Raw genomic sequence first — 7045 nt, forward strand, 5'->3', positions numbered from 1 at the left:
CGGGACCAGACCGATGAGCAATGGACAGAACGGGCGCGAAATGACAGGCGCCGAAATGGTGGTGCAGGCGCTGAGGGACAACGGCGTCAAGCATGTCTTCGGCTATCCCGGCGGCGCCGTCCTTCCCATTTACGACGAAATCTTCCAGCAGGACGAGGTCGAGCACATTCTGGTCAGGCACGAGCAGGGTGCGGGCCATGCCGCCGAGGGCTATGCGCGCTCGACCGGCAGGGCGGGCGTCATGCTGGTGACTTCAGGCCCAGGCGCCACCAATGCGGTGACGCCCTTGCAGGACGCGCTGATGGATTCGATCCCGCTGGTCTGCCTGACGGGGCAGGTGCCGACGTCGCTGATCGGTTCCGACGCGTTCCAGGAGTGCGACACGGTCGGCATCACGCGCCCCTGTACCAAGCACAACTGGCTGGTGAAGGACGTCAACGAACTCGCCGCGACCATCCACGAGGCCTTCCATGTCGCAACGACCGGTCGTCCCGGTCCGGTGGTTGTCGATATCCCCAAGGACGTGCAGTTCGCCAAGGGTTTTTATGTGCCGCCGCAGATCGCGCCGCGCACCAGCTACCAGCCGAAGGTCCAGGGCGATCTGGAAAAGGTGAAGGCGGCGGTCGAGCTGATGACCACGGCCAAGAAGCCGATCATCTATTCGGGCGGCGGCGTCATCAATTCCGGCCCGGAAGCGAGCCATTTGCTGCGCGAACTGGTCGATCTCACCGGCTTCCCCATCACCTCGACGCTGATGGGCCTCGGCGCCTATCCGGCATCGGGCAAGAACTGGCTGGGCATGCTGGGCATGCACGGCACCTACGAAGCCAACATGGCCATGCATGATTGCGACGTGATGATCTGCATCGGCGCGCGTTTCGACGACCGCATCACCGGCCGTCTCAACGCGTTCTCGCCGAACTCGAAGAAGATCCACATCGACATCGATCCGTCGTCGATCAACAAGAACGTCCACACCGAAGTGCCGATCATCGGTGATGTCGGGCGCGTTCTGGAGGATCTGGTGCGGCTGTGGCGGGCGACTGCCAAGACCGACAAGAAGGCGCTCTATCCTTGGTGGGAGCAGATCGCCAAATGGCGCGCGCGCGACTCGCTGGCGTTCAAGATGAACAACGACGTGATCATGCCGCAATACGCCATCCAGCGGCTCTACGAACTGACCAAGGACAAGGACACTTACATCACGACCGAGGTCGGCCAGCATCAGATGTGGGCGGCGCAGCATTATCATTTCGAGAAGCCGAACCGGTGGATGACCTCCGGTGGCCTGGGCACGATGGGCTACGGCCTGCCGGCCGCGCTCGGCGTGCAGATCGCGCATCCCGATGCGCTGGTCATCGACATCGCCGGCGACGCCTCGGTGCAGATGACGATGCAGGAAATGAGCGCGGCGGTGCAGTATGACGCACCGATCAAGATCTTCATCCTCAACAACCAGTATATGGGCATGGTGCGCCAGTGGCAGCAGCTGCTGCACGGCAACCGGCTGTCGCATTCCTACACCGAGGCGATGCCCGACTTCGTCAAGCTGGCGGAAGCCTATGGCGGCCACGGCATACGCTGCGAGAAGCCGGACGAACTGGATGACGCCATCAAGGAGATGATCTCGGTCAGGAAGCCGGTGCTGTTCGACTGCCGGGTGGCGACGCTCGCCAACTGCTTCCCGATGATCCCGTCGGGCAAGGCGCATAACGAGATGCTGTTGCCCGACGAAGCCACCGACGAGGCGGTTGCCAATGCCATCGACGCCAAGGGCAGGGAACTGGTGTAGACCGGGGATAGGACCAGCCTTGCTTGCGGCCGAAACCATGGCGCGTCCGGACCTGACCACGATCCGCTCGCGGCGCCGACGGATAGCGCGTCTTGCGCTCGCCGGGGCAATCGCCCTGGCGTCAGGCACGGTCGCGCTGGCCGGCCAGGCAGCGCCGTCGGCCGACAACCAGACAAGCCAAGAGGTCACGCCACGGCCGCCTGAAATCCAGGCGATCGAGAACGCCATCCGCAAATCGGATTTTGCCGACGCCCGCAACAAGGCGCTGGCGCTGATCGACGGCGCCTTTGTCAAACGTGACCCGAAGGCTGCCGCCTATGCGGCCTACCTCCTGGCGCAGGCCGACATGTATGCCGGAGACTGGCAGGATCTTTACGGCACGCTGATCGGGCGCGCGGAAGGCATTATCCGCGACCTCGACCAGAAGCGCGCCGACGAGTTCGGACTGCTGCTGGCCGATGCCGCTGGTCATACCGGGCGCGCGGACGAACAGGACAGGCTGCTCGACCTCCATGTCGAGGCAATCACCGGACGGCTCGGACCGGATTCCGAACAGGCGCTCAATGCACGGGTCGACGCTGCCTACTCGCAGTTGACCGCCAAACGCGCCGACGTCGCCGAGAAGCGGCTGCTTTCCGCCCTCAATGCGATGGAACTCGGCGGGCATGCCGACCTGTTCTTCAAGACGATCGGGCAGGCCGGCGACAGTTTCAACCGCTTTGCCGGCGCCGACGCGGCCCAGCGCATCTTCCAGCGCGGTCTCGATTCCAAGCTGATGGAAACGGATACCGGGCCGGGCCCGGGTTTCCTCCAGTTCAATGTCGCCGCCTTCCTGCGCGACCAGAAGGAGTATGACCAGGCCAACCGGTTTGGTTTGCGCGCCCTCAACATCCTGGCCGATCATTTCGGCATGGGCAGCACTGAGGCCCTGTCGGCCTATGACGGACTGGCGCAGACCCTGCATGCCTGGGGTCAGCTGGCATCGGCCGAAGCCGCCTACCAGTTCATCTACGAGACCGGCCTGAAGTCGCTCGGCGAGGACAATCCCGATCTCTGGAGGATGATGAACAACCGCGCCGCCGTGCTGCGCTCGCTGAAATTGCCGGCCGCGGCGCTGGAGTTCGACAAATACGCCTATGACAAGCGCTTCAAGGCGCTTGGCGGCGGCGCCGGCGATACCGTGGTGTCAGCCATGAACATGGCGCATGACCTTCTGGAGGCCGAACGCTGGAAGGATGCCGAGCAGGCGCTGGCGGCGATTTCGCGCATCGTCGCCCAGCCGGGATACAATGACGGTTATCGCCGGCAGACGCAGCGCTGGCTGGCCTATGCGCAATTTCGGCTGGGCGAACGAAAGCTGAGCCGCAAGCAGATCCAGGCGCGCGACACGACCGAGTTCACCGACGGCGCCGATATCGAGCAGTCGCTGGCCTTCTTCGACCTCTTCGCCGACAAGGCCGAGGCGATGGGGCTGACGGACGACGCGCTGGCCTATCGCGAGCACGCCGTGGCGATCGCGCGCGAGAGCCTGGGCGACGCGCAGCCGATGACCTTCGAGGCCGAACTCGCGCAGGCGCGGCTGCAGGAGAAGACGGATGCCAAGGCCGCCGTCGACAGTTACCGCAAGCTCGACGCCGTCATGTTCGACTGGGCGCGTTCCAGCGTGTCGGCCTCGGGAAGCCTGCGCGCCGGGCAGGCCTCGCGCGTGCTCGTCGACGACATGCTGGTCTCGCTCGCCAAGCTGTCGACCCGCAATGCGGATGCGGCGGAGCTGTTCGCCGCCATGCTCGACAATTGGAAGACGCTGACCCGGGGCGCCGAACGCCGTTTGCGGGCCGAAGCCGAGACCACCGACGACAAGGCGCTTCGCGACCTGATCCGGCAATATTTCAGCGATTTCGGACGTTTCCGCGAATTGGTGACGGCGACACTTTACACCGACGCGCTGGCGCCGCAGCGGCAGGCGATGGAGGATTCCCGCAAGGCCTTGAACGACGCCCTGGAAAAACGCGGCGAGCAGCAGGTTGGGCAGTGGATTTTCAGTTCGCCGGAGGAGGCGAAACCGCTTGCAAGGCCGGCCGCCGGCGACGTCATCGTCGACCTGGCGATCACGGGCGAATGGCCGGCCGACCGGGGCGGCACTCCGGACAGGTATCGGGTCTTCGCCACGGTGTCGCGCGCCGAGGGTCCTGTCCAGGTGATCGAGGTCGATGCGATCGACGCACGCAACGGCAAGAGTGACGCCGGGCGGAAATTCAGGGCCAGGCTCGCCACGGTGCTCGCCGATGCGGCAAAGGGCGCCAGGGCGCTCTACGTCATTCCCGCCGATTTTCTCTACCAGGTCGATTTCGCCGAACTGCAGCCCGGTGGCGGCAAGCGGTTGGGCGAACTGGTGGACGTGCATACGGCCACCAGCCGGCAGGCCTATGAATTCCGGCAGAAGGAAGACCGGCCTTCCGCCAGTGACGCGATGCTTTTGGCGGGCGGCCTTTTCTACGGCAATGAAAGCGGCAGCGCCTATCTGCCGGGTTCGCGCGCCGAGGTCGAAAAGATCGCGGCACTTGCTCGCCAGAAGGGCATGGCGGTGCAGCTCGCCGAAGGCAATGACGGCACCGAGGCGGCGATGCGCGCGGCGGCCGGCGGCAAGGCTATCCTGCATTTTTCCACGCACGGCTTCTTCGAACCCGGCGAAGGGCGGTCCGAACAATTGATGAATGCCGGCTTCGTGCTTTCCGGCGCCAGGCCCGGGGACGAGCCCCGGGAAGGGGATGGCGACAACGTTGTCTATGCCCGCGAACTCCTGAGCTGGAACCTGCGGTCCTCGCAACTCGTCGTGGTGTCGGCCTGCGATACGGCCCTTGGCGACATCGGCGTTACCTCCACCGTGCGCGGCCTGCCGCTGGCGCTCTCGGTGGCCGGCGCCCGGCGCACGCTGTTGACCGTCGAGGAGGTGGGCGACCAAGCGACGATGCAGTTCATGGCGCGCTTCTATGAAAATCTCTTCGGCGGCATGAGCTATGCCGACGCCTTCATCAAGACCAAACGCGAGGCCTGGGCCGGCAAGATCGACGGTTTCCCGGCTGCATCGACCAGCGCCTACATTCTCTTCGAACATTGAAAAGCACCCGGCGACAGGCCGGCCAGACACAGGACATGACCATGGCACAGCACCTTCAACCGACCGGCTCCGCCTACTTCATCGCCAAGGAAACCGAGAAACCGGAGACGCACACGCTTTCCGTGCTGGTCGACAACGAGCCGGGCGTGCTTGCCCGGGTCATCGGCCTGTTCTCCGGCCGCGGCTACAACATCGAGAGCCTGACCGTCTCGGAAACCGAGCATGAGAAACATCTGTCGCGCATCACCATCGTGACGCGCGGCACGCCGCATGTGATGGAGCAGATCAAGAACCAGCTGGAACGCATCGTGCCGGTGCACCGTGTTGTCGACCTCTCCGTCCGCTCGCACGAGCTTGGGCAGGAGCGGCCGCTGGAGCGGGAACTGGCGCTGGTCAAGGTCGCCGGCACCGGCGAGGCCCGCGTCGAAGCGCTGCGCCTGGCGGACGCCTTCCGCGCCTCGGTGATCGACGCCAACACCGAGCATTTCATCTTCGAGATAACCGGCAAGGGCTCCAAGCTCGACCAGTTCATCGCTATCATGAAGCCGCTCGGCCTGGTCGAGATCTGCCGCACCGGCGTGGCGGCGATGAACCGCGGCCCGCAGGGGATGTAAGTAGGCATTAAGAAATTCGAGTTTCTGTATCACTTGCTCGGCAAGGCGGTCCGAAAGACAATTCGAGAATTGGTGGCGCATGACCCCGCGAAAAGAACTGGTCGTACATGTGATGATGTACGCCCTTATCGCGTACTCGATTTGGGTGCTCGCCCATGCTTGGGTGACGATGACGGTCCCTGTCGCACGAAGCACAGAATGGGTCGCCTATGCGGATAATCCAGAGAAGTTTTGGAACTGGGTCTGTTTCTACGTCGCAAGCATTTTCATCTTTGGTTTATTTCTTTGGGCGCTGAAGTATTGGCGTCGAGGCTGATCTCTCGAAATCATCCGGTCAGGCGCACGGGTGTCAGTCGCCGGATTTTGCCGGCTGGGCATCGACCTTGCCGCTCGCCAGTTCCTTGCTTTCCCGCTTCAGCGGACGTGACACCGGGCAGACATCCTGAACGAAGCCGTTCAGGGTGTTGACGAGATTGTTCTCGACCAGCGAGTAGTGGATGAACTGCCCCTGCCGCTCCCTGGCGACGAGGCCGGCCGTCTCCAGAATGCTCAGATGCTGCGAGATCGACGGTTTCGACATCTCGAAGCGCGCCGCGATCTCGCCCGCGGTCAGCGACGAGTGCGCGAGATAGGCGAGGATCCTGCGCCGGGGTGCGGAGGACAGCGCCTCAAAGACACGCTGGATCGCTCCGCCGGCGCCGATGCCGGCCTCGGACTCCGCTGCCTGCTCTGTCTTTTCGACCATGCGTGTACCTCATAATCGCAGGCGCCTTGCGACGCCCGCCGGCATTTTCTCGGTCATCATTTAGACCATTGCCTAAATGCCTAACTCGGAATAATAGATGATTAGCTTATCGCCTAAATACGGGCCGAGCCCTGAAAAGGCAAGGCCGTGGTTCGGAAATGTTCACGCGAGGAGGGGGTTCGATGAAGACCATATCCACGGGCAGGATGATCTCCCGGCAAGAGAGTGACGCGCGCGATGGCGTCGTTGTCTGGATGCCGGCCAAGTCGATCTGGGTAGGCGCGATGACGATTATTGCCATCGTGTTCGGACCGCTGACTTTCAGCTGGAGCGCGGTCGCCCTGTTCGTGCTGCCGTCGGCGGTGACGATCTGCGCCGGGCATTCGGTGGGCATGCATCGTCTGCTGATCCACCGCTCCTTCAAAGTGCATATCTGGATCGAACATGCGCTGGTCTATCTCGGCGTGCTGGTCGGTATGGCCGGCCCTTTCGGCATGATTTATGCGCACGACATCCGCGATTGGGCGCAGCGCCAGACGGCATGCCACGATCTGCACGCGCACCGCCGGCCATTCTTCACCGACGCTTTCTGGCAGATGCATTGCGCGGTCGCCTTGCGCAATCCGCCCGATTTCATCATCGAGCCGTCGATCAGGAATGACCGCTTCTACAAATTCCTCGAGCGGACATGGATGTTGCAGCAACTGCCCTGGGCGATCCTGTTCTTCGTGCTTGGCGGCTGGAGTTGGGTGGTCTGGGGGATCGCCGTGCGTGTC

The 7045-nt window shown here is 63.5% G+C and carries 5 protein-coding genes and 1 pseudogene; 5 read left to right on the plus strand and 1 reads right to left on the minus strand.

Features of this window, described 5'->3' with window-relative positions:
• The first annotated feature begins 13 nt into the window (after window positions 1–13).
• From J0I79_RS21535 to J0I79_RS21550, 4 genes are all read left to right on the plus strand, one after another.
• Window positions 14–1792 carry an acetolactate synthase 3 large subunit gene (locus J0I79_RS21535; RefSeq protein ID WP_292863625.1) on the plus strand — a complete coding sequence of 593 codons (1779 nt, stop codon included), beginning with the start codon at window positions 14–16 and terminating at the stop codon, window positions 1790–1792.
• 19 nt (window positions 1793–1811) lie between these two features.
• Window positions 1812–4910: a CHAT domain-containing tetratricopeptide repeat protein gene (locus tag J0I79_RS21540; RefSeq protein WP_292863628.1), complete on the plus strand. Its 3099-nt coding sequence runs from the start codon at window positions 1812–1814 to the stop codon at window positions 4908–4910.
• Between the two features lie 41 nt (window positions 4911–4951).
• Complete coding sequence (gene ilvN, locus J0I79_RS21545; RefSeq protein ID WP_137931827.1) at window positions 4952–5524, plus strand: acetolactate synthase small subunit; 573 nt, start codon at window positions 4952–4954, stop codon at window positions 5522–5524.
• A 79-nt stretch (window positions 5525–5603) separates the two neighbouring features.
• Window positions 5604–5840, plus strand: a complete 237-nt coding sequence (locus tag J0I79_RS21550) for a hypothetical protein (protein WP_292863635.1) — start codon at window positions 5604–5606, stop codon at window positions 5838–5840.
• A 33-nt stretch (window positions 5841–5873) separates the two neighbouring features.
• On the opposite strand, the gene J0I79_RS21555 is transcribed toward J0I79_RS21550, so the two are convergent.
• Window positions 5874–6269: a metalloregulator ArsR/SmtB family transcription factor gene (locus J0I79_RS21555; protein WP_292863638.1), complete on the minus strand. Its 396-nt coding sequence runs from the start codon at window positions 6267–6269 to the stop codon at window positions 5874–5876.
• Between the two features lie 182 nt (window positions 6270–6451).
• Here J0I79_RS21555 and J0I79_RS21560 point away from each other — a divergent pair.
• Window positions 6452–7045: pseudogene (locus J0I79_RS21560) on the plus strand (acyl-CoA desaturase); the annotation flags it as partial.

Source organism: Mesorhizobium sp. (assembly GCF_017306585.1).
GTDB lineage: Bacteria > Pseudomonadota > Alphaproteobacteria > Rhizobiales > Rhizobiaceae > Mesorhizobium.

Bases quoted from the DNA above. Each gene is read 5' to 3' on its own strand.
- J0I79_RS21550 (WP_292863635.1), top strand. From the start codon at position 5,604: ATGACCCCGCGAAAAGAACTGGTCGTACATGTGATGATGTACGCCCTT.
- J0I79_RS21535 (WP_292863625.1), top strand. From the start codon at position 14: ATGAGCAATGGACAGAACGGGCGCGAAATGACAGGCGCCGAAATGGTG.
- ilvN (WP_137931827.1), top strand. From the start codon at position 4,952: ATGGCACAGCACCTTCAACCGACCGGCTCCGCCTACTTCATCGCCAAG.
- J0I79_RS21555 (WP_292863638.1), bottom strand. From the start codon at position 6,269: ATGGTCGAAAAGACAGAGCAGGCAGCGGAGTCCGAGGCCGGCATCGGC.